Here is a 21,846-nt window from a genome sequence, read left to right as displayed (position 1 = left end):
GGCTTGGTCAGGTTTATTTCTGGATGGCGTGTCCGTTGGCCAGCCGACGAGAGCGAACCGGTGCAGTTCTGGCTGTCCAGCCTGCCCTCCGGCATGCCTTTGGCCGCCCTGGTGCGGCTGGCCAAGCTCCGCTGGCGCATCGAGCACGACTACCGCGAGATGAAACAAGCCCTGGGACTGGCCCACTTCGAGGGCCGCACCTGGAACGGCTGGTACCACCACGTCACCCTCGTCTCCGCCGCCCACGCCTTCTGCACACCCCAACGGCTGGCACGAGACCCAAAAGACACGGCGCAGGACTGAGCCTCTACCAGACCGTCCGCGATGACCGCCGTTTCCCTCAGTGCCAGCGACTGGACTCCTCCACCACTGCGACGTGATCTCGATCAACGGCCCCAGCTACCGGCTCAAGAACCGGCTCGCCGCCGTCGAGCGGGATAGCCAGGTGGCCTGACCAGCGAGAACAGCGGAACCCGTCACCGGATGACAGAAACCCCCGGAAGGGGCTGCTGCCAATCACCCAGTTCCGCAACGAGAACCTGGCGGGCCAGCCGCCGGGCCAGAGCCCATCCCTCGTCGGTGGACAGTGCATCCCTCGTCCATCGATCAGCGATCCCGCCACCGCTCATCCCACTGAAGATCACGTCGATCTCCTGCAGGTCAGCCATGACTCCGCGGGCGAGCTGTCCTTCGACCACCAGGGCCTCGGCCATGCGGAAGGCGTGATCAAAGTCCAGGGCGATCTCGTCCGTCATCACCGCATGCCTGACCAGCCAGGCCACCTGGATCTGGACATCAGCCGCCAACACGGTCAACGCCTCCATCAACAGGCGCCGACGGAACGAGGGATCAGAACTCTCCACCACACGATCGTCGCACGCCCCCTGGTGACAACCCACAGGCAAACATCGGGCTGAGCACATTTGTCTGTACTTGCCTGAGAAGCCGTATCTCAACCGGATCAAGCAGTGGCGTGGTCTGGCCATGCGAACCGACAAGCTCGCCATCGCCTACCAGGCCGCACTGCAACTCGCTGCGATTCTCATGTGGACATGGCTCCGACCTAGGGCCAGAGCCTAGGACAGCGGCCGGCGCCAAAGCCCGTCCGTTTGACGCCGCGAGGCGAGTACGTCTATCCATCCCTGGCGGACCAGGGGACAGGGGAACGGACGTGCCATTACTCGATCCTCTCAGGGAATCGAGCCTCCATCAGACCCGGAGCGGTTCAAGATGCCGTGATCACATGACAGTGTTTGCCCTGAAGCCAGCAAAAGGCAAAGGCGGCAAGACGATCGGCTGGAGGGGCACGTGCTGCGCGGCATATGGGCATTCGTTGCGGTAATGGTCGCCTTCTTGGCGACTCTGGCGATCTTGGATCTGAGCAACGATCCCGAGCCGCGTGCGTCCTCAGTGCCCTTGCCGGACCGGCCCGCCGAGAACCCGTGTCCTTCCGAACTTGGCGACAAGCCCCGCCGGTCGACGTTCACCGACCAGGCAGCACCCTACGAGGGACCGGCCCCACACCCGGTCAAGGTGGTGAACGAGACGGGTTTTTCCGAGGCTAACGCCCCGCACCGGGCCCTGCCCGACGGATGGGAGGCTACCTACAACACCCTCGAGACCCAGTTGGTTGTCTGCGAGTACCTCGTGTCGACCGGGGAGGTGGTGGACTCGTGTGAGTACATCGGCAACAAGTTCGTGCCGCTCGTCAGCGCCACGTGGACCTACCGGGTACTGGCAGCCAGAACGGCCAAGCAGGTCACGCAGTTCACCCTCAAAGGAACCGACACCTGTCCGTTCGACATCGAATATCCAGAAGGGGACTACCCGACGCAGACACCACAGTCTGTCCGAACCGAGGACCTCGTGAATGCACTCCAGCCGTACGTCGCCCCGTAGGCCGGCCTCCTCAACACCAGTCCCCCCGGCCGAAGGGGGCGTCGCCCAGGGCAACGAACGCCCCCACGGGCCGCTCGACCGGAGCCCGAACCATTCACCACCTCCTGGCGCATCGGTCCCGTGGCAATCGAATGCCCTGTCGGCTACGCGAAGCGACATGTACACAACCGCTGCAGCTGCGTTCCTCTGAGCATGTTGTGAGCGATCGCCATCACCGCGGGTACAGCGAGCAGCTGACAGCCCCGGGGCCCGGTCGCATCGGATGGCGTCCGCTGTGTGGTGTAGGGGATCTCCGCGGCTGAGTGCGCGGGTTCCGCTCCCTCGGGTGCACCGTTTGCCGGTGTCTGCTCCCTGCTCAACTGGCAGGCCACCGTGCAACTCGAAACAATGCTGGACGGATGGCTCGCGGACCTGGAGGCGAGCGAATACGCCACCTGGCAGGATCTACGCGAGTACGCCGAGGCGATCAATGGTCCGGCCGGACGCACGGTCCTGCGGCTGGTGGAACCGATCCACGCGCGGGCCGACCGTGCCATGACCGCGCTTGTCGTGGCCCTGCAACTGGCCAACGTAGTGCGGGACGTCGGGGAGGACAGGCGTCTCGGCCGGATCTACCTGACGACCGAGGACCTGCGCCGCCACCACGGGAGCGTTGATGAGCTGCGCTCGGCTCGACCCACCCCTCAACTGCGTCGCCTGATCCGCTTCGAGGTGCAGCGCGCCCGCGAACTGTTCGTCGGCGGTATCGAGGTGACCGAGCTGACCCATCCCCGTTGCAGGCCGTTCGTCTGGGCTGTCATCGAGCACCGCCGCGTCATACTGACCCAGGTTGAGCGACGCGGGTACGACGTCTTCACCCGCCCTGCCACTCTGGGCGCGTGAGGACTGGCCTCGCTCTCCTTCCTGGTGGGGGCCCGATCGTCGCCGAGGACGGTGCCACGCGGGCCGGTCGCCGGGCAATGAGCGGCCGTGCGGGCGGTCGGAACTGCCGGACGACGTCTCGAAACCCGGCGCTGTCATTGCCATCAACCTTGCCGCCTCACCGGCTGCCGCAGCACCCACCGACCCGACGGGGCCCCGGCCCGGCGACACCTGCACGGCGGCCGACCTCGGCACACGCCACCCGTGCATCAGGACCACCGACGTGTTGCCGACGATGTTGGCGGAGTGCATTTGTCTCGCGGGTGTCGTATCCCGATGCAGAAGCCCGCCAGGCCGTCCGCTTCCAGCTCTGACCCTTGCGAGTCGGGACGAGCTCGCTCTTGCTTCTGTTCTCAGCTCTGAGGTGCACCCGGTGATGGCTTGATCACGGGGTGGTGAGCGGACCCGATGAATACACTGAGCGGCTTCACACTTCGGAGGTTGGGTTGGTACGGCGGAGCATGCTCGGGCAAGACTTCCGGCGGTTGTGGAGTGCGTACGCGGTCAGCGCGGCGGGCAGTGCCGTCGGAATGGGGGCATTGCCGCTGATTGCCCTCCTGGTGCTGGATTCCTCGGCGTTCCAGGTCTCTGTGCTCGCTGCGTTGTCCGCGGTGGCCAGCGGGGTGATCGCTCTGCCACTCGGTGTGCGTATCGAGCATCAGTACAAGCGGCCAGTCATGATCTCTGCCGATCTGGTCCGCTGTGCGGTGCTGGCAAGCGTTCCGGTCGCCTTGGCTTTCGACAGGCTCACCTTCACCCACCTGTGTGCGGTCGGCGTTCTGCAGACAGCGGCGTCTGTTGCATTCGACGCGGCGAGCGGGGCACATCTGAAGGCACTTGTCGTGCCCGAGCAGCGCCTTCGTGCCAACAGCCTGTTTGAGACGACCAATTGGATTACCGTCAGCGCCGGACCGCCCGTCGGCGGGCTTCTGATCGGAGCGCTGGGCGCGACCGCCACGTTGGTGGTCGACGCACTGTCCTTCCTCGGCTCTGCCCTGGGCATCCGTCGGATTCGGCAGCCCGAACCCGCGCCACCGACACGCTCCGCCACCTCTCACCTGGGCCGTGACATCGCTGCCGGTTGGCAGTACCTCCTTCGGCACCCAGGATTGCGGCCGTTGTTCTTCAACGCGCTCCTCTTTGGCGGATCCATCATGATGACATCACCGCTGATGGCTGTCCTCATGCTGGATGACCTCGGCCTGGCACCGTGGCAGTACGGACTCGCCCTCGGACTGCCGTGCCTGGGCGGCGTGCTGGGCTCACGCCTGGCCCCGCTGCTCACCCAGCGATTCGGACAGCGCCGCGTCTTGCTGCTGTCCGGTGTCGCAAGGACGCTCTGGACGGTCCTCCTGCCGCTGGCACCCTCCGGTGCCCTCGGCGTGTTCGTCATCGTGGCCGCCGACTTCGGCTTGCTCTTCTCAGCCGGCGTCTTCGGCCCGTCGTTCACCACCTACCGCATGGCTGCCACCCCCGACGCGTTCATGTCCCGCGTCGCCACCTCCTGGTCCGTCGGCTCCAAGACATGCCAGGCCGCCTTCATGATCGCCGGTGGCCTGATCGTCGCTGCAGCCGGCGTACGAGGAGCCCTGCTCATCGCCGGTTTGCTGTGCATGGCGAGCGCCCTGCTCCTGCCATGGCGAGAGGCACGTACCTCCACCGGGCTTGTTCCAGCGCCCGCAACCGAAGGGACCTCGTCCCCGGTTACGGATGGTTCCTCGGCTTAGCTTTTGCCGGACTGCGAGGGTGCCCGCCGCTGACGAATGATCGCTTACACCACACCAACGGGCACGACCTATCGCCGTATCAGCGATGAGTTTCCTGCCGGGTGAGAGTCGATACAGACGTAGGGTCGATACGGACGTACGGACGGTATTCGCAGCGAAAGGACGACCTGACCATGGCCTTCACACATGTTCTCGCGGTGGCCCCGGTGCGCGACATCGAGCCCGCAGTGGCGTGGTACGAGCGGCTCCTGGGAAGGCCCGCCGACATCAGGCCGATGGCGGGGCTGGCCGACTGGCACGTCTCCCCGTCCGGCTGGGTCCAGGTTTTCCAGTCACCCGACCACGCCGGAGCGGCGCTGCTCAACCTCGTGGTTGATGACCTGGACAAAGCACTCGCGGACCTCGCCGGTCGCGGCATCGAGGTCGGGGCGATCCAGCCGGGCTCCCAGAACGTACGGTTCGCCGCCTTCCACGACCCCGACGGCAACCGGATCACGCTGATCGAGAATCCGGTGTCATAGCGCGGTGTCCCGCCTGGCAATTCAACGGCGAGCAAGGTTTCCTACGTTCTTCGATGGCCTGCGGTCCACCTTCGCTGTCACAGGACACCCGAACCCCGGTTTCGTGCCGCCTCGACGATCAGCGTGACACCCCTCTCAGGGCAACTACGATCCGCATCCGGATCCGATCCCTCGCCCGCCTGGACAGTCCGGCCGATCTGTGTCATCGCCCCCCTCGCATGAAGGAAATACGCCTGCGGCCGGGGCAGGTCCGAGCGGAGACGGCCCCGCCCGCGGCTCGGGGGCGTCACCCGTTCGCGGCGCTCTCTGCGAGGAGCGCGGCGACGCGGTCAAGCTGGGACGAGTCCTCCAGCGCGGAGCCGATGGCGACGCCTCGGGCGCCCGCTCGCAGGAAACTGGCGGCGTTGCCGGCATCCACGCCGCCCGTGGCGACGATCCGTAGGCGGGGGAAGGGAGCCAGCACGGCCCGTATCCAGTCGGGCCCCAGATGGGCGGCCGGGAATGCCTTGACCCAGTGCAGGCCGCTTCGCTCGGCCCGGTGCACCTCGGTCGGCGTGGCGACCCCCGGGAGATGCGGGAGGCCCGCGGCGAGGCTTGCGTCCAGGACGTCGTCGTCGAAGCCGGGTGCGACGGTGTAGGCGGCGCCCGCCTCCCGTGCGAGGCGGACCAGGCCGGCGGTGGTGACGGTGCCTGCGCCCACGCACAGACCGCGCTGGGTACTGGCGGCAACGGCCGCCTGCAGGGAGGGTACGGCGTCGGGGTCCTGGAGGGGAACTTCGATCTGGGTGATGCCGAGGTCCCAGGCGCGTGTCGCCAGTTCCACGGTGCGCTTGGGCGGATAGCCGCGCAGGATCGCCATGACAGGGCCGGCAGCGAAGGACTCGTCGAAGAAGCGGGTGAAATCCGCGGGTTCGCAAGGCATGCGAGTTGCTCTCGGTCGCAGCGACAGATGGTCGGGGGTCACCGGGCGACGTCCTCCGCCGTTGTGAAGGAGTCCAGCTCGTGGCGGAACGGCAACCCCTCACAGTCACCAGGGACGGTGACCGCGTAGGCGCCGGCGCGCGTCGCGGTGGTCAGCCGGGTCTCGGTGTCGGCGCCGGCAAGGAGCTCGGAGAGGTATCCCGCCACGAAGGCGTCCCCGGCGCCGACCGGGTCCGTGGTCCGCACGGGGATCGCGGCCAGCGCGTGGGGTCGCCCCGCGATGACGGCGACGCAGCCGCGTGGGCCGTCCTTGACGACCGCCTCACGGGGGCCGAGCGCGGCCAAGGCACGGGCGAGGGCCAAAGGGTCACGGTCCGTGCCACTCGCCTCGACGGGGCCGGTGTGGGGCACGAGCGCGTCGGTGCCGAGGACGAGTGCGGCTTCTTCGGGACCGGCGAAGACGATGTCGGCCAGGGAGACCAGTTCACGCAGGACGGGAGCGGCGTCCTTGGGACACCAGAGCTTGGCCCGGTAGTTGACGTCCACCGAGACCCGCACGCCGGCCGCCCTGGCTGTGGTCGCGGCCCACAGCGTAGTGCGCCGCGCGGTCTCGCTGAGCGCCGGGGTGATGCCGGTGACGTGGAGGACGGCCGCCCGGCGGATGAGGTCTTCCCCGATGTCCTCGGGGGCCAGCCGGGAACCGGCGCTGCCGGCCCGGTGGTAGTCGACCCGCACGCCGGCGTTCGTCCGGCGCGAGCAGACCATGAGCCCGGTGAAGCCGTCGTCGCGGGTGATCCGGCCGCGTACTCCTTCCGTCCTCAGGCGCCGCTCGATGAGGTCTCCGACGCTGTCCCGGCCGAGGCGCCCCGCCCAGGTGACGTCGGCGCCGAGGCGGGCCGCTGCGATCGCGACGTTGCTCTCGGCGCCCCCGACCGAGAGGGTGAAGGCACGGGCGGAATCCAGCAGGCCGATCTGGTCGGTGCTGATCCGACCCATCGACTCGCCGAAGGTGACCAGCCCTCCGGCACGCACCGTTTCCGCCGCCCCGGCCGTCTGATCGGTCATCGTCCGGCCTCGAAGAAGTCCGGGTGCCGGCGTGCCCAGTCGGTGTACTCGGCGACCTGCTCCGCCAGCGCGGACGGTGTCCAGGACAGTTCCCGCTGGGCCTTGCCGGACGGGTAGACGCCGTTCTTGCCGTGCTCGGTGGCCGGGTCCATGTCGGCGTCCGCTTCCTCGGGCGCGACCGTGAGCGCCTTGACGCCGAACAGCTCCAGGAGTTCCGGGACGCCGGTGCGGATGCCGCTGGAGATGTTGTAGGTGCCGGTGCCGTCGCCCTCTCCGCGGGCGAGCAGGTGCAGGGCGCGGGCGGCCTCGGGCGCGCCGAGCCAGTCGCCGCCCGCGGCGAGAGTGCGCTCGGTGAGCCGGACGGGACGGCCGTGCACCGCCGCCGCGGCGAGATGGTAGGGCAGCGACATGACGGCGCGGCCGGAGCTGGGCCGTTCCATGGGGCCGAACATCTTGGTCAGGCGGACGATCGGCACGTCCAGGCCGTACAGCCGGGCGAAGCGCCGGGCGACGAGTTCGCCGGCCACCTTGCTGACGCCGTACATCTCGTCGGGGGCCGTCGGGGACTCCTCGGTCAGTGAGTTTTCCGGCGAGTCGCCGTAGACGGCGCCGCTGCTGACGAGGAGGACGCGCCGCACACCGCCGGTGCGCCGCGCGGCGTCCAGGACGTTCACCGTGCCGTCCACGTTGACGCGGACGAACCGCGCGGGATCACGCAGCTCGGTCGCCGCGTCGTGGGTGACGGTGGCGCCGTGGACGATCACGTCGGGTGTGCTCGCCGCGACCGCGTCCGCCACAGCCCGCGCGTCGGCCACGTCGGCGCGGACATGACGGACACGGTCCTCGTGACCGGCGAGGTACGCGGTGAACACCTCGTCGGGGGCGTGCAGGTCGAGGGCGGTGACGACGGCGTCGGGTTCGGCGGACAGGAGCCGTCCGGCCAGGACGCTCATGACGAAGCCGCGGGCTCCGGTGACCAGATAGCGCATGTTCAGCAGACCTTGTCGTCGTGAGGGAGGGGGCTACGGGACCGGGTGAGGGCGCCGCTCATCTCGCGGACCGCGTCGTCCACCGTCAGCACCCCGGTGAGACCGAGCTCGGCGGCCAGCACCGCCGCCTGCGGGGGCCGGATGTTGGTCTCCTGGAGCACCTCGCGGCGGGAGAAGACCTCGGCGGGCGTGCCGTCGGTGAGGACGTGGCCCTTGCGCATGGCGATGACGCGGGTGGCGTACTCGGCGACCAGGGCCATGTCGTGGGAGATGATGACGACCGTGCGGCCCTGGGCGTGGTGATGGGCGAGCGAGTCGAGGATCTTGCGTGACTCGGCCCGGTCCTGGCCGGTGGTGGGCTCGTCGACGACCGTGACGTCGCAGCCCATGATCAGAGTGGAGGCGATGGCGAGACGCTGGCGCTCGCCCCGGGACAGATGGATGGGGTTGACCTCCTCGCGTCCTTCGAGACCGACCAGGTCCAGCGTCTCGGACACCTGCCGGGCCAGGGCGGCGGGATCGGCGCCGAGGTTGCGCGGGCCGTACTCCAGTTCCTCGCGGCAGGTATCGTGGAAGATCTGCCGGTCCGGGTTCTGGAAGACGTACCCGACGGTGCGGGCGAGGTGGTGCAGCCGCGTGTGGCGGGTGTCGACCGTCCCGCCGTCCCGTGTGCGCAGACGGACCGCGCCCTCGGCGTTGGTCGGCCGGAGCAGGCCGTTGAAGTGCTTGGCGAGCGTGGTCTTGCCGGAGCCGTTCTTGCCGATGATCGCGACGAACTCGCCCCGGCCGATGGTCAGGTCCACCCCGGCGAGGGCCTTGGTGGTCCCGCCGTAGGCGTGCTCGACGCGGCTGATCTCGATGACGGCGTCCTCGTGGTTCATGGGCAGGTCCTGTCGGTGTGCGGGGCGTTGGTCATCGACGTCCAGGCGCTCACCGCCGCCGGGACGGACAGCGGGAGTTCGGCGTCCCAGTGGCCCTGGTCCCGCAGGCGCAGGGCGATGTCGAGGACCTGGGGCCGGTCGGGCGCCGCGGCGCCGGTGAGCACCTCACGGGGAGTCCCGGCGGCCTCGATCCGGCCCTGGCGCATCACCAGGAGGCGGTCGGCGTGGACGGCCAGTTCCTCGATCTTGTGCTCGACGATGACGACGGTGACGCCCTCGTCGGCCAGGACCCGGACGGCGTCCATCACACCCTCGGTGCCGGCCGGATCGAGTTCGGAGGTGGGCTCGTCCAGGAGCATGATCCGGGGACTGAGGCAGAAGATCGAGGCGACGACGACGCGCTGCTTCTCGCCGCCGGACAGGGCGTGGGTGAACCGGTCGAGCAGGCCTCCGATGTCGAAGAGGTCGGCGGCCCGGCGCAGACGCCGGTCGATCTCCGGGACGGGCACGCCCCGGTTCTCCATGCCCCAGACCAGTTCCTCGCGCACCACGGTGTTGACGAGCTGGACCTCGGGGTCCTGCATGACGAGGCCGACGGTCTCGGTGATCTCGGCGAGGCCGGAGAAGTCCGTCAGGGGGCGCCCGAAGACCGAGATGTCACCGCGCATCGCGGCGTCGTCCTCGTGCCTCGGGATGACGCCGGACAGACACTGCAGGAGGGTCGACTTGCCGGCGCCGGTCGGGCCGAGGATGCCCAGGATCTCGCCCGGGGCCACCTCGAAGCCGACTTCGTCGAGAGCGCGCCGGTCGGCTCCCTCGTAGCGGACGGACAGTCCGGAGACCGCCAGAGCTGGTGCGGTCATGGTCACGCCCCTTCGGTGAACGGTGCGGGCAGTTGCCACTGCAGGACGAACAGGGCGGCGGCCAGCAGGAGGACGCCGAGGAGCAGAAGGGCGTCGCCCGCCCGGAACGACGCCGACCGGTGGAAGGTCCGCGGACCCGGCAGGCTGTAGCCGCGCAGCTCCATCGACAGGGCGATGTCACTGCTGCGTTTCATGGAGCCGGCCAGCATGGGGAAGAGCATCCGGACGATGGCCCGGCCGCGCCGCAGCGGATGGCGTGAACTGCTCTCCGCGGATCCGCGGACCGCCATGGCGGTGAGCAGGGTCCGGGCCTCGTCCTGCAGCAGCGGCAGGAACCGGAAGGCGAAGCTCGTCAGGTAGGCGAACTTGTAGGGCACGCCCACCTTGTGGAGCGCGAGCGCGATGTCCGACGGGCTGGTGGTCACCGAGAACCCGTAGAAGCAGATGCCCATGGCGAACAGGCGCATCCCGATCCCCAGACCGAGCAGCACGCCCGACCGGGAGAGGGACACCCCGCCGATCGTGGCGAGCGCCGGTCCGCCCTGGACCAGGGCCTGCAGGAGGGTGAGCAGGAGGACGAGCGGGATGACGAGGAGGAAGGCCTTGGCGTACGAACGCGGAGTGATCCGTGCGAGCACGGCGAGGCCGATGACGACGACGGCGGTCAGCGCGACCAGGACGTCGATGCGGGTCGTCGTCAGGGCGACGACCAGGACGACGATGATGGCAGCGATCTTCGCGCGCGCGTCGGCACGGTGCAGGAACGTTTTTCCGGGCTGGTAGAGCATGGTTCCGCTCATCGGGGCAGCTCCCTGGTACGGAGGGACCGGTCAGATCGCATCGGCCGCCGCCTTGCCGTCGCGCTCCTTCTGGACGAGCCCGGTGTTGACCAGCCGGCGCATGATCCCGTAGGTGATGAAGGACCCGGCGAGGTAGCAGGGCTGGACGACGAGGACCTGGCCGGTGATGAAGCCCCACGGCAGGTGCAGGATGACCCGGTTGCCCACGCCGAACATCAACGCGTCGCCCAGGCCGCCGATCTGCCCGATGAGGACGAGCTGCCAGAGCTTGAGGCCCTTGTCCCTGGACTTCATGGCCCACACCAGCAGGGCCACGGGGACCGTGTGCGCGGCGTTGGTGAGGAACAGGAAGGGCGCCATGGGCTGGGAGGCCGTGAGGTTGGAGATGATCGGGTTGATCCACGCGGTGATCAGCGCCCCGGTCAGTCCGTAGAACGCCGCGGCGGGCACCCAGATCGCGCAGACCACGATGGCCGAGACGATCGGGACGCTGCCGCCGGTCAGGGCCAGGTCCAGGCGCTCGGTGATCTGGAGGATCACCGCCATGGTGAGGCCGAGGAACACGCACGTGATGATGGTGCGGGTGTCGCGGGGCAGGAGCCGGAATTTCCAGTTGGGGAGCGTCGTCCACCGCTTCGCCGGCAGTGACGATGTCGTTGCCATGGATCTTTCCTCTGCTGGTGAGTGCGGGTGCGGCGGCTGGGGGACGCGCTCCGCGAGGTGATCGGCGGGATCGCCGTGGGTGCCGGTCACCTGGTGGTGGCCGGGTGGGGGCCGTCAGGCTCTGGCGGCCTCGGGCTCGGGCCGGGCCAGGGCGCGGTTGACGAGGAGACGGGTGGCGGAGCCGGCGCTGTCCAAGCGGCCGGCCAGGATGTCGGCCTCGGTGAAGCGGGCGAGGTAGATGCCCCGGTCGCCGAAACGGTCGTGGTCGTAGACGACGAAGATCCGTCCGTCGGGGGCGACGGCGGCGTCCGGGTAGGACACGTCGTCGCGGTCGTCGAGCAGGAGGCGGTGCGGCCAGGTCGCGCCGTCGTCGTCGCTGAGGAAGGCGGTGAGGTTGGTGCGGCCCTTCCACTCCTTGACGTTGCCCTGCTGCTCGATCTCCTCGCGGGAGCGCCGGTCGCCGAAGTCGGCATGGTTGATCATGAGGAGTCGGCCCGAGGGCAGCCGCCGGATGTGGAAGCGGGAGCAGGGGCCGTCGACGTGGCTGCGGCGGCCGGGCGACCAGGTCCTGCCGCCGTCGTCGGAGTAGCTCTCGCCCACACCGTCGAAGCACCGCACGAGCATCCACAGCCTGCCGTCGCGCTTCTCCACGACCATGTGCTCGTCGAAGCTGCGGTTGGGCACGTCGGCCCCACCGAGGTAGGCGATCGTCTCGCCCTCGTCGGTGGACGCGTAGACGTTGGAGAATCGTTCCGCTGCCAGCGGGTGCTCCTCAGTGGGGGTGTGACAGGCCCAGATTGCCGTGGGGAACAGCCACATCCCGTCCGAGAGCACGGTGGGCTTGTTCATCATCAGGCCGTTGGCGATGCGGCGGGGCTCCGTCCAGTCCGGCTGGTCGTCGTCGGGGTTGTCGCTCGTGGCGGCCCAGACGCCGACCCGGCCGTCGAAGAAGTCACGGCTCTGGTTCCACGTCAGCCAGAGCCGGCCCTTCGGGTCGAGCCACAGGCAGGGGTCGTAGACGCGGACCTCGGGGTCGTCGTGCTCCACGACGAACCGGGGGCCGTCCCAGGCGGTCCCGTCGTCGTCGCTGCTGGTGACGACGACGAAGTTGCCACCCGTCTCCGTGTCCATCCCGGTGTACCAGTCGGCGTAGAGCCGGCCGCCCCGAGTACGCTCGACCGACGGGATGCCCTGCCACTTGCGGTACTCGTCCTGGTACCGGGCGCCGGTGGGGTGCGGGAGGATCCGGGCGGGGGCCAAGGTGCCTGTCGGGGGCATGCCTGCTCCTGTCGTCTGTGGTGCGGCGCCGCCGGTTGTGCGGCGGTGCACGACAGTGTTGGCCCGGCCACCTGCGTCTGTCAATAGTGACTAACGCTCATCATCGAGAACCGTGCTCGGGCACCCACTCCAGCAGTCGCTGCACCAGCACCTCGTTGCCGCCGACGACCGACGTCTCCACGGCCGCGATCATCGCCTCGAAGTGGGTCCGCATGGCTTCCTCCGCACCCGCTGGGTCGTGGTGCGTGATGCGGTCCAGCACCGCCCGGTGTTCCGCGACCACCTTCTCCTCGTCGCGCCGGGTGGCCAGCACCGTGTCGAGCACCGCCTCCACCCGGTCCAGCTGCGGCGCCAGCATCATCTCGGCGGCCACCTTGAGCATCCGGTTGGTCGACATCCCGACCACGCCCCGGTGGAAGCGGAGCCCCGGCTGCTCGATCAACGGCGCGCTCCCCACCACCCGGGCGTGCTGCTCGCACACCTCCCGCAGCTCGGTCAGCGGCTCCTCCTCCGGGGCCCGCGCCGCGTCGCCCGCGGCCGCGCTCTCCACGGCCAGGCGTGCCCTGAGCAGGTCGAGGAGGTCCTTGGTGTCGCGCACCGCGTGCTGCAGCGAGTCCGAGGCGCGGTGGGTGAGGACTGCCTCGGCCGCGCGGCGCCGGCCCTCCGGCGCGAGGGTGCGGCCCTTGGTTCCCACGGGGTGCGTCCAGCCCCTGGTGTCCATCTCCCGCAGCAGCCGCGAGACGGACGACTCGCTCAGCTCCCTGCCCCGCCGCGCCAGCTCGCGCTGGGCGTTGCGCGTGCCCAGCGGCCCGCTCGACGCCGACATCAGCTGCAGCAGCGCGAGCATGGCTCCTTCGCGGTCGTTCATGGTCATCCTCTCGCTCGTCCCGCCGGACCCCTCGCCCGCCGGCCGTTCCCCCCACCGCGAGGTGAGGGGGCAGGGGGGTGCCGGGGCGCCGCACTTGACGCGGCATCCTCTGGCGACCATGGTTAGTCAAAACTGACCGACGCCTGCCGGACTCAGGATATCGCGCCTGTTCCTGTGACGGCACGGCCTTGTCCGATCTAGGCGGGTACTTCCGATGACGCTCCCTTCCCCCTCCAGCCCCTCCGACGACTACCCACGCGACCTGGCAGGCTACGGCGGACGGCCGCCGCACGCCCAGTGGCCTGGCGGCGCGAAGGTCGCCGTGCAGTTCGTCATCAACGTCGAGGAGGGCGGCGAGAACAACGTCCTGCACGGCGACGAGGCCTCGGAGGCCTTCCTCACCGAGGAACCGACCACCGCGCTGCAGGGCCGCCGCAACCTCAACGTCGAGTCCCAGTACGAATACGGCACCCGGGCCGGCTTCTGGCGGCTGCGCCGGCTGTTCGAGGAACGCGCTCTGCCCGTGACGGTCTTCGGCATCGCCGAGTCGCTGCGACGCAACCCCGGCCTCGTCGCGGCCGCCCGCGCATCCGACTGGGAGATCGCCTCGCACTCCCTGCGATGGATCAACTACGCCGAACTGCCGCCGGACACAGAGCGCGACCACATCGAACGCGCCGTGCGCATCCACACCGAGGTCTGCGGGCAGGCCCCCCTCGGCTGGTACACCGGCCGCAACAGCGCGAACACCCGCCGCCTCGTCGTCGAGCACGGCGGCTTCCTCTACGACTCCGACTCCTTCGGCGACGACCTGCCCTACTGGGTCGACGTTGACGGCACCGCACAGCTCGTGCTCCCCTACACCCTCGACAACAACGACGGCCGGTACGTCAACACCTACGGGTTCCAGTCCGAGTCGTTCTCCGCCTACCTCACGCGGGCCCTCGAGCTCCTGCTCGAAGAGGGGGCGGACCGGCCGCGGATGATGAGCGTCGGTCTTCACCTGCGCATCAGCGGACGGCCCGGACGCGCCGCCGACCTGCGCCGATTCCTCGACCTCGTTGCCGGGCACCCCGACGTATGGGTCGCCCGCCGGGTCGACATCGCACGGCACTGGCGCGCGACCCACCCCGCCGCCCAATGGCTGCCGCACGCCACAGACCCACTGGCAACGGACGCCCTGGTCTCGGCCCGACCTGCCCCCTGAGCCCTGTCCACCAGTGTCACGCCCACCGGCAAGAGGCTTCGAGAGTGATGGCGGCTTGGCAGGACTCGGTGGTCTTCCCACACCATGTGGCGCGCCGCTGCTGCACGAAGCACCGTTGGTTCGCCAAGCGGCCAGTGGGTCCCGCCTGCCTGGGGGGGGTTGACGCTGGCCAGGGCCCGGTCTCTGCAAGGACTACGGGCCTGGGCCGGTTGGGCGGCGTTCCCCCGCCGGCACTGTTTGGTGGGACGTGCCGTTCCGGAACGGCCGTCGATCGCCCACCAGGGCCGACGGGCACCGCGCGATCTGCCACGGATGTTCCCCAGCCCCCGTTCCGCTGTGACGCGCTTCGCAGGAGTCACCGCAGCACCGCACGGGGCTGCTCGCTCGGGCGGCGGTCGTGTTGCTGCCCGTGGGCCCGAGGCCGGCTGAGGCGCCATTCGGATGGAGGTGGCAGCCCGCCCGGTGGTGTTCGCCCAGCTCCGATCACGCCGGGTGTCAGGGTCGTCGTATGAAAATCGGCTACAAACTGGCGTCGGAAGCCTTCGGCCCACGAGAACTCATCCGGCAGGCGGTCCGTGCGGAGGAGGCGGGTTTCGACTTCGTCGAGATGAGCGATCACTACCACCCATGGCTCGACGTCCAGGGACACTCGTCCTTCACCTGGACGGTGCTGGGCGCGATCGCCGCCAGGACGGAACGTGTCGCGCTGGTCACCGGAGTCACGTGTCCGACGATCCGCTATCACCCGGCGATCATCGCGCAGGCCGCGGCCACCCTCGCTCTGGTCTCCGAGGGCCGCTTCGTCCTGGGCGTAGGCTCCGGTGAACGGCTCAACGAGCACGTCGTCGGCCGGGGTTTCCCCGACACCGTGAGCGAGCGGCACGAGCTGCTCCGCGAGGCGCTGCAGATCATCCGCCTGCTGTGGCGCGGCGGCTACCGCTCGTTCGACGGGAAGCACCTCCGGCTGGCGGATGCCCGGGTGTTCGACCTGCCCGAGCAGCTTCCGCTCATCGCCGTCGCCGCGAGCGGACCGCACTCCGCGCGGATCGCCGCTGAACTCGGCGACGGCTTGTTCGCCACGGAGGACAAGGCGTCGATCGTCCAGCACTACCGGAACGCCGGCGGCTCCGGGCCCGGATACGCGGAGGTGCCCATGGCGTGGGCGCGGGACGAGCGGTCCGCCGCTCAGGAGGCTTTGAGGACGTCACGGTGGGCGCTGACGGGGTGGAAGGTGATGAGTGAACTCCCCAACCCGGTCAACTTCGACGCGGCCACCGCCACCGTGCGAGAGGAAGACATCCTCGAGAAGTTCGCCTGCGGACCTGACCCGGCGCGTTACGTCGCAGCGGTCCAGCGGTACGCCGACGCGGGCTTCGACCGGCTGGTGCTGCAGAACGCCGGCCCGGACCCCGACGGATTCATCGACTTCTACCAGCGTGAGCTCGATCAGCCCCTGCGCCGCCTGCGTGCGTCCGGCACCGGTTCCTGAGCCCGTGGCACAGGACTCCGTCTGCCGTGGCATCGACCATGTCGGGGTCACCGTCCCCGACCTCGAAGCGGCGACCGACTTCTTCGTCCGGGCCCTGGGTGCCGAGGTGCTCTACGACACGCTGCGCCGTGAGGACGGTCCCAACGGCGGCGCGGGTCTGGAGCAGCGGCTGGGCGTACCGCCCGGCAGTCGGCAGCGAGCGATCCGGATGCTCGCACTGCCCCACGGTCCCGGCATGGAACTCTTCGAGTTCGACGGGCCGCGCCAGCAGGACGCTGCGCTCCCGTGCGATCTCGGCTGGCAGCACCTCGCCGTGTACGTCGACGACGTCGACCGCGCCGTCGCCGATGTCGAGCAGGCAGGCGGCCGCGCTCTGTCCGGACCGCAACCGCTGCCGGGCCCGGAGGCCGGCCCGCACAACCGCATGGTGTACACGCGAACGCCGTGGGGCAGCACGTTGGAACTGATCACCTATCCCGACCCGCAGCCCTACGAAGAGCACACCTCGCGTCGGCGCTACCGGCCGCGTACAGATCGGTGACGCAGGGTGCGATTCGGGGACATTGAGTAGTGGCCGGGTCCGACTGCCGACACGGCACCGGGTGGCCGCATGGCGGGCTGTCCGTCGGCAGGTGACCATGGGGGTGGACGCAGGTCTCCGGCCTCCGTCATCCGGTCGGAGCGCGCGACGACCTCAGCGCCTCCGTCGCCCCTCGACCGTCTCGTGCGGTGTTGGCCGCCGGCCACTCCCCGTTCCGGTTCGACCGTTCCCGGGAGGCATCATGTCCCAGCCCCGACAGCAGCAGTCTCCGCCCGGTGTGACTTCCGAGATGGTTCCCGGGCCTGATCACGGCGAGGAGAGCTACCGCGGGGCCGGTCGGCTGACCGGCAAGACGGCGGTGATCACCGGCGGAGACAGCGGGATCGGGCGTGCGGTGGCGATCGCCTACGCGCGTGAGGGCGCCGACGTCCTGGTCTCCTACCTCGACGAGCACGAGGATGCGGAAGAGACCCGGCGGTGGGTGCGGGAGGCGGGGCGCACGTGTGTGCTCGTGCCCGGGGACGTGGCCGATCCGGCGCACTGCCGGTCGATCGTCGACAGGGCAGTGGAGGCGTTCGGCCGGATCGATGTGCTGGTGAACAACGCCGCCTTTCAGATGACGCGGGACTCCATCGAGGACATTCCCGATGAGGAGTGGGACCGCACCCTGGCGATCAACATCAGCGCCTTCTTCCACCTCACCAAGGCCGCCGTCCCGCACATGCGGCCCGGCTCGGCGATCATCGGGAGCACGTCGGTGAACTCGGACAGTCCGCCGCCGCAGTTGCTGGCCTACGACGTCACCAAGGCGGGTATCGCGAACATGGTGGGCTCGCTGGCCCAGATGCTGGCCTCGCGAGGCATCCGCGCCAACAGTGTCGCCCCGGGCCCCATCTGGACACCGCTCATCCCGGCGACGATGCCGCCCGAGCAGGTGGAGACGTTCGGTTCTCAAGTCCCGCTGGGGCGGCCGGGGCAGCCGGCCGAGCTGGCGCCGGTCTACGTGCTGCTCGCCTCGGACGAGGCCAGCTATGTCTCCGGCGCCCGTATCGCGGTGACCGGCGGGCAGCCGATCCTGTGAGCGCGCACCGGACGGACGGCAGAAGGCCCGGTTTGTACCCGCTGCGGCTGACCGTCACGGCGAAATCGCTGGTCTTCGGCGGGCATGCGATCGCCGGCCGACTGGGCAAGACCGGCATTCCTGACTGGAGCATCGCGGAAACTTGGGAGTGCAGCGATGTCGAGGGCCACAGCGGCGTCGTGGCCGACGGGCCCCTGGCCGGTGTTTCCTTGCGCCAGGTGGTCACCGACCACGCTGAAGCCCTCATGGGCGCCGGATGGTCCGGGCAGTACTTCCCCGTACTGACGAAGTTCATCGACGCGGCGGGGACCCTGCCCGTGCATCTGCACGCCGACGACGAGGCCGCCTGCCGCCTGGAAGGGCAGCCCAACGGCAAGACCGAGGCATGGCACATCCTTGACGCCGCACCCGGCGCCACCGCCCTGTGCGGCGTGAAGCAGGGTGTGACGGCCGAACAGCTGCGCGCCGCACTGGAGGCGCAGGACTTCGACGCGGTACTCCGGCGTCTGCCGGTGCGCGCGGGTGAGACCCTGTACGTTCCCGGCGGGACCCTGCACAGCTTCGGCCCCGACACTCTGGTCTACGAGATCGAGCAGACGTCCGACATTCAGCAGCATGCGATGCGCTGGAGGATGGAGGACGGGTCTCCTGTGGACGATGCGGAATTCGGTTCGAATCTCGACATGCTGATGCAGCAGGTCGATCTGGATGCCAGGCCGGATTTCCTGCCCGGCCTGAGGGTTGCCGTCGCTGACGGGGTGGAGCGGGTCTTCTTGTGCGCGGGCCCGTACTTCGCTCTCGAACGCTGGCATGCCGGGACGGCGGAGCCGTTGCGGCACTCGTTCGCCACCGCGCAGGTCCTGTCCAATGTCGGCGGCCCGGTGGAGGTGCGGGCGGGTGCCTGGAGCGGCGAGCTCGGCCAGGCGGAAACTCTGCTGCTGCCTGCGGTCTGCGGGAAGGTCGAGATCGCCGGTCCGGCCGACGTGCTGTTCGGCTACCTGCCCGACCTCGACCGCGACGTGCGCCGCCCGTTGCTTGAGGCCGGCTACTCACTCCAGGTCATCGCCGGCCTGGGCGCGGGCATCCGCGGCACGGGGACAGCGAAGTCACGGACCCGACGACTGCCTCCATGACTGGGAAACGGAAGGAGGCCATCGTCCCTGATATCTCAAGTCGCAGCGAACGACGGGACTCGGATGTCCACCCGTTGCAGCGAACGTGCCGATCGGCATCCGGTTCCCGACCGGCGCGTCGCGGGCCGCGGTATCAGACGAGGTGCCGGGCGAAGAACCTCAGCGTGCTCTCCAGCACGAAGGCAGGGATCTCCCGATGCTTGCCGGGATTGGCGTGCAGGGTCTTCTCGGCCGAGGCCAAGGCATCGAACAGCGCCAGACTCTGAACTCGCGGCACCCGCTCATCGTCCCACTGCACCAAGAACTCCACCGGGGCGGTGATCCTCGCGGCGGCCTCGGCCGACGCCTGCACCCCGCCCAAACCCAGTACCGCCGCGCGGACCCGCGGTTCCGCAGCGACGAACGGAACACCGAGTCCACATCCCAGCGAGACTCAGGATCGACCCCCGCTGCGGCCTTACCAGCGACGGCTTCGCCGCACTCACGGCATGGGCGACCAGCCTGCGCTGACCCACGACCGGTCGGCAGCCACCTGCAACGCCGCTCCGCACCATCACGCGTCGCTTTTGAGGGTCCTGTTTCCGGGAAGGCTGATGCTCGGACCCGGCTCCTTGGGCCTGCGCAAGTCGGCGACCTGGGCACGCCGTTCCTTCAGCGTCATGGGACGCTCCGGTTTCAGCGGCTTCGCCGCTCTGACCGCTGGAGGCTCCTTCGCCGAGCCGGCCCGGCTTGCTGCCGCAGCCACGCCCCCACCGCCGTGACGCTTCCGCCCAGCAACACCAGGAGCGCGGTGTCGCCGAGGGCGTGAGGGGTTGTGGAGAGCAGCCATCCAGTACCGAGCTGCGAGGAGGTGCGCGCCGTGGTCGAAGTGGCGCGCCAGGCAAGGACGTGGGCGAGGTCGGCGGCTAGCGTGCAACCCCTGAAGGGTGGCCGGACGATCGCCGTCGGTCTCCAGCATGTCGGTGACGGTGCCGAGGTCGGCGGCCAGGAGCCTGCTGGTGTGCTGCTCGTGGGCTGGGCCGGCTGCGGTGAGGCGGTCGACGGAATCGCGCAGGACACCAACGAGGTCCTCGCCTGTTCCCGGCGGTCCGGCACTGGCGCCGAGGGCCGCAGCTGGCCCCTTCCCCCGCCTGCGAATCGTCGCCACGGGCGGCGTGAACGCCGGGAACGGAGCCAGCGTCCTGCGTGCCAGCACCCCCGGCATCGCCCTGACGGACCCGTCCCAACACGACCGCGTCGCCGCTCTCCTCGCGGAAGGCGTCGCGGAGGAGTGAAGGCCGGGCCCGGCGCAGCTTTCGTCCTGGTGGTGACTGCCCGGACACGCGGGTGGGCCCGCCTCCCTTAGAGGTCGTTTTCGCCTGGCCTGTCCGTTTACCCAGTGGTTTGTAGACCGACAGGCTGTGGTGCTGGTGCTGCTGGAGATGCGAGGTGATCTTTGCTGGTCAGGTGGGGTGGCAAGTGAGGCGTGACGTGACTTGCGCCTGTCTCATCCCAGGGCGTCCGGCCTGCGCAGCCGAGTGCTTCCGTTGTCGTCGCTGTACGCCTGGGCGCACTCGGTCCGCGACGGTACGCCCGAAGCATCCCGACGCGACGCCCGTACCTGGTGGAGCGGGGCTGGCTGGTGGAGAAGAAGCCGGGCAGGTTCACACTGCCCGCATCTGAGCAGGGCCCTGGTGCCGGGCGGTCACGCGGCGGCTCGTGAGCATGGTCATGGACCACAGGATGAGGGCCTCGCTGGTGTCGGTGCGCCGCTCGTAGTCCCGGGCCAGGCGCCGGCTGCGCAGGCACCAGGCGAAAGACCGTTCCACGGCCCAGCGGCGGGGCAGCACCTCGAAGCCGCGGGTGTCGTCGCTGCGGCGGACGATGTCGAGGGTGACTCCCAGGAGGATGCGGGCGGCGTCCCGGTCAGTGGTTGAGGCCGGGGTGACCAGCACGTCCAGCAGCAGCCCGAGCGTGTCGGTGAGCAGGTGCCGCTTGCGCCCGTTGGCCTTCTTGCCGACGTCGAAGCCCCTTGAGGTGAGGGCGACGGTGGCGTCCGCCTTGACCGACTGCGAGTCCACGATGGCCGCACTCGGCTCCTGATCACGGCCTTCGGCAACACGGACGGCATCACGCAGCCGGTCGTGCACCTCGGCCACCAGTCCCGTGTCCCGCCAGCGGGCGAAGAAGGCGTACACCCGTGGCCAGGGCGGGAAGTCCGAAGGCATCGACCGCCACTTGATGCCGTTGTCGACGAGGTAGCGGATCGCGTCGATCATCTGTCGGTGGCAGTAGCCCTCCGGCCGCCCGTTCCGTCCCGCCAGCCAGCCCGGAACGGGCAGAAGATCCCGTACAAGGGCCCACTCCTCATCGTTCATGTCCGAGCCGTACCGGCGCCGACGCTCCGGCCGGTCAGCGGCGTTTCCGAACCTGTGGGCGAGGCAGTCACACCCAGGAGTGGACCAACTGGACCCGGCAACCGTGACCACGCGACACTTCGACAACAGGGCCTCTTGCTTCTCGTTGGACTCGACATCCGCGAGCTACCAAGAGGCCCTTCTTCCATGCATCCGCACCAGCCGACTCACCCAGACCAGGACCCTGTTCGAACCCCACCGACCACCCGAGCGGATAGAGAACGGCCAGTAAGCCGGTGGCGCCCGCCTGTGGGGACTCGCGTGAGATCATGCGTCCATGAGCAGCGACCTGGAAGTGAGTGCTCTGGCGATCAATGTCACGATCCCGCAGGCGCTTCGCTGGACGGACACTCGACGCGGTGAAGCGTTCACGCTCACCACACTCAACGTCCGGCTTCTCCCGGACGGTCACCTCGCCGTAAAGGCCTATGGCCGACCCGTCGGTGGCGGTCGGGGCGCGTACGTCTCGTTCCCAGTCCCCGACAAGCCCGAACTGGCGTCCCTGGTCGCAGACGCTGCCAGCCGCGCCGGGACGTTGTGGGCCGCCCATCGCGGTCTCGGCTGAGCCCAGTTCGACTCGATGGCCGACGGTGGCAGTCCCAG

General features: G+C 69.4%; 21 protein-coding genes and 3 pseudogenes. 12 read left to right on the top strand and 12 right to left on the bottom strand.

The window, feature by feature from the left end:
- Window positions 1–30: 30 nt before the first annotated feature.
- Together ABS735_RS17680 and ABS735_RS17675 are read left to right on the top strand one after the other, a co-directional pair.
- Window positions 31–303 (top strand): annotated as a pseudogene (locus ABS735_RS17680) (transposase); the annotation flags it as partial.
- A 55-nt stretch (window positions 304–358) separates the two neighbouring features.
- Window positions 359–454: pseudogene (locus ABS735_RS17675) on the top strand (AAA family ATPase); the annotation flags it as partial.
- A 22-nt stretch (window positions 455–476) separates the two neighbouring features.
- Here ABS735_RS17675 and ABS735_RS17670 read toward each other — a convergent pair.
- On the bottom strand, window positions 477–863 hold the full coding sequence (locus tag ABS735_RS17670; protein ID WP_373905191.1) for a hypothetical protein: 387 nt from the start codon (window positions 861–863) through the stop codon (window positions 477–479).
- A 445-nt stretch (window positions 864–1,308) separates the two neighbouring features.
- Between ABS735_RS17670 and ABS735_RS17665 the strand changes: the two genes are divergently transcribed.
- The 4 genes from ABS735_RS17665 to ABS735_RS17650 all read left to right on the top strand — a co-directional run bounded on the left by ABS735_RS17665 (window position 1,309) and on the right by ABS735_RS17650 (window position 5,068).
- Entirely contained in the window at window positions 1,309–1,899 is a 591-nt protein-coding gene (locus ABS735_RS17665; protein ID WP_373905192.1) for a hypothetical protein, read from the top strand.
- A gap of 387 nt (window positions 1,900–2,286) precedes the next feature.
- Window positions 2,287–2,781, top strand: a complete 495-nt coding sequence (locus ABS735_RS17660; protein ID WP_373905193.1) for a phytoene/squalene synthase family protein — start codon at window positions 2,287–2,289, stop codon at window positions 2,779–2,781.
- Between the two features lie 500 nt (window positions 2,782–3,281).
- A complete protein-coding gene (locus ABS735_RS17655; RefSeq protein ID WP_373905194.1) occupies window positions 3,282–4,547 on the top strand; it encodes an MFS transporter in 1,266 nt (421 codons plus the stop codon).
- 173 nt (window positions 4,548–4,720) lie between these two features.
- On the top strand, window positions 4,721–5,068 hold the full coding sequence (locus tag ABS735_RS17650; RefSeq protein ID WP_373905195.1) for a VOC family protein: 348 nt from the start codon (window positions 4,721–4,723) through the stop codon (window positions 5,066–5,068).
- Window positions 5,069–5,354: 286 nt separating this feature from the next.
- On the opposite strand, the gene ABS735_RS17645 is transcribed toward ABS735_RS17650, so the two are convergent.
- The 9 genes from ABS735_RS17645 to ABS735_RS17605 form a co-directional block, all read right to left on the bottom strand.
- On the bottom strand, window positions 5,355–5,990 hold the full coding sequence (locus ABS735_RS17645; RefSeq protein WP_373905196.1) for a bifunctional 4-hydroxy-2-oxoglutarate aldolase/2-dehydro-3-deoxy-phosphogluconate aldolase: 636 nt from the start codon (window positions 5,988–5,990) through the stop codon (window positions 5,355–5,357).
- A 38-nt stretch (window positions 5,991–6,028) separates the two neighbouring features.
- Window positions 6,029–7,054, bottom strand: a complete 1,026-nt coding sequence (locus ABS735_RS17640) for a sugar kinase (protein WP_373905197.1) — start codon at window positions 7,052–7,054, stop codon at window positions 6,029–6,031.
- Complete coding sequence (locus ABS735_RS17635) at window positions 7,051–8,043, bottom strand: NAD-dependent epimerase/dehydratase family protein (RefSeq protein WP_373905198.1); 993 nt, start codon at window positions 8,041–8,043, stop codon at window positions 7,051–7,053. Before ABS735_RS17635 ends, ABS735_RS17640 begins: the two co-directional genes overlap by 4 nt.
- A gap of 2 nt (window positions 8,044–8,045) precedes the next feature.
- Window positions 8,046–8,924 (bottom strand): energy-coupling factor ABC transporter ATP-binding protein, encoded by an 879-nt coding sequence (locus tag ABS735_RS17630; RefSeq protein ID WP_373905199.1) that lies wholly within the window; start codon window positions 8,922–8,924, stop codon window positions 8,046–8,048.
- Entirely contained in the window at window positions 8,921–9,787 is an 867-nt protein-coding gene (locus ABS735_RS17625; protein WP_373905200.1) for an energy-coupling factor ABC transporter ATP-binding protein, read from the bottom strand. Before ABS735_RS17625 ends, ABS735_RS17630 begins: the two co-directional genes overlap by 4 nt.
- A gap of 2 nt (window positions 9,788–9,789) precedes the next feature.
- Window positions 9,790–10,587 carry an energy-coupling factor transporter transmembrane component T family protein gene (locus ABS735_RS17620; protein WP_373905201.1) on the bottom strand — a complete coding sequence of 266 codons (798 nt, stop codon included), beginning with the start codon at window positions 10,585–10,587 and terminating at the stop codon, window positions 9,790–9,792.
- Between the two features lie 30 nt (window positions 10,588–10,617).
- Window positions 10,618–11,250 (bottom strand): hypothetical protein, encoded by a 633-nt coding sequence (locus ABS735_RS17615; protein ID WP_373905202.1) that lies wholly within the window; start codon window positions 11,248–11,250, stop codon window positions 10,618–10,620.
- 114 nt (window positions 11,251–11,364) lie between these two features.
- Window positions 11,365–12,528 carry a sialidase family protein gene (locus ABS735_RS17610; protein ID WP_373905203.1) on the bottom strand — a complete coding sequence of 388 codons (1,164 nt, stop codon included), beginning with the start codon at window positions 12,526–12,528 and terminating at the stop codon, window positions 11,365–11,367.
- 100 nt (window positions 12,529–12,628) lie between these two features.
- Complete coding sequence (locus ABS735_RS17605) at window positions 12,629–13,396, bottom strand: FCD domain-containing protein (protein WP_373905204.1); 768 nt, start codon at window positions 13,394–13,396, stop codon at window positions 12,629–12,631.
- Window positions 13,397–13,610: 214 nt separating this feature from the next.
- On the opposite strand from ABS735_RS17605, the gene puuE reads away from it, so the two are divergent.
- The 5 genes from puuE to ABS735_RS17580 all read left to right on the top strand — a co-directional run bounded on the left by puuE (window position 13,611) and on the right by ABS735_RS17580 (window position 18,847).
- Window positions 13,611–14,603 (top strand): allantoinase PuuE, encoded by a 993-nt coding sequence (gene puuE / locus ABS735_RS17600; protein ID WP_373905205.1) that lies wholly within the window; start codon window positions 13,611–13,613, stop codon window positions 14,601–14,603.
- Window positions 14,604–15,111: 508 nt separating this feature from the next.
- The gene (locus ABS735_RS17595) at window positions 15,112–16,092 is read left to right on the top strand and encodes a TIGR03557 family F420-dependent LLM class oxidoreductase (RefSeq protein ID WP_373905206.1); all 981 of its coding nucleotides are present in this window, start codon (window positions 15,112–15,114) and stop codon (window positions 16,090–16,092) included.
- A gap of 4 nt (window positions 16,093–16,096) precedes the next feature.
- Entirely contained in the window at window positions 16,097–16,633 is a 537-nt protein-coding gene (locus ABS735_RS17590; protein WP_373905207.1) for a VOC family protein, read from the top strand.
- Window positions 16,634–16,874: 241 nt separating this feature from the next.
- Window positions 16,875–17,714 carry an SDR family oxidoreductase gene (locus ABS735_RS17585; protein WP_373905208.1) on the top strand — a complete coding sequence of 280 codons (840 nt, stop codon included), beginning with the start codon at window positions 16,875–16,877 and terminating at the stop codon, window positions 17,712–17,714.
- Window positions 17,715–17,746: 32 nt separating this feature from the next.
- Window positions 17,747–18,847, top strand: coding sequence for a type I phosphomannose isomerase catalytic subunit (locus ABS735_RS17580; protein WP_373905209.1), 1,101 nt, complete (start codon window positions 17,747–17,749; stop codon window positions 18,845–18,847).
- A gap of 133 nt (window positions 18,848–18,980) precedes the next feature.
- Here the strand turns inward: ABS735_RS17580 and ABS735_RS17575 are convergent.
- Window positions 18,981–19,280 (bottom strand): annotated as a pseudogene (locus tag ABS735_RS17575) (alpha/beta hydrolase); the annotation flags it as partial.
- 1,210 nt (window positions 19,281–20,490) lie between these two features.
- Window positions 20,491–21,204, bottom strand: a complete 714-nt coding sequence (locus ABS735_RS17570) for an IS5 family transposase (RefSeq protein ID WP_373905210.1) — start codon at window positions 21,202–21,204, stop codon at window positions 20,491–20,493.
- A 316-nt stretch (window positions 21,205–21,520) separates the two neighbouring features.
- Here ABS735_RS17570 and ABS735_RS17565 point away from each other — a divergent pair, with 316 nt between their 5' ends.
- Complete coding sequence (locus ABS735_RS17565; RefSeq protein WP_373905211.1) at window positions 21,521–21,808, top strand: hypothetical protein; 288 nt, start codon at window positions 21,521–21,523, stop codon at window positions 21,806–21,808.
- Window positions 21,809–21,846 lie beyond the last annotated feature (38 nt).

It is taken from the genome of Streptomyces sp. MMCC 100 (assembly GCF_041538145.2).
In the GTDB taxonomy this organism is placed as follows: domain Bacteria; phylum Actinomycetota; class Actinomycetes; order Streptomycetales; family Streptomycetaceae; genus Streptomyces.
Note: the sequence above shows the minus strand (reverse complement) of the source record. Positions and strands in the feature narration are given on the sequence as shown.